Annotated in this window: 1 protein-coding gene; it reads right to left on the minus strand. The window is 74.1% G+C overall.

Going from position 1 to position 359, the window contains the following annotated elements:
* Window positions 1-359 (minus strand): HAD-IC family P-type ATPase (locus CXR44_RS41405; RefSeq protein ID WP_245899804.1); only part of this gene is annotated, 359 nt, incomplete at both ends.

The following is a 359-nucleotide window of genomic DNA, read 5'->3' on the forward strand; positions in this document are numbered from 1 at the left end:
ACGGTGCCGGTCTTGTCCAGCACGACGGTGTCGACGCGGCGGGTGGACTCCAGCACCTCAGGCCCCTTGATCAGGATGCCGAGCTGGGCGCCGCGGCCGGTGCCGACCAGCAGCGCCGTCGGTGTGGCGAGGCCGAGCGCGCACGGGCAGGCGATGATCAGCACGGCGACCGCGGCGGTGAACGCGGCCGTCGCCCCCGCGCCGGTGCCCAGCCAGAACCCGAGCGTGCCCAGGGCCAGCGCGATCACGATGGGGACGAACACGCCGGAGATGCGGTCGGCCAGCCGCTGCACCCGCGCCTTGCCGGTCTGGGCCTCCTCCACCAGCTTGGCCATCTGGGCGAGCTGGGTGTCGGAGCC

It is taken from the genome of Nonomuraea indica (assembly GCF_002850745.1).
In the GTDB taxonomy this organism is placed as follows: domain Bacteria; phylum Actinomycetota; class Actinomycetes; order Streptosporangiales; family Streptosporangiaceae; genus Nonomuraea; species Nonomuraea indica.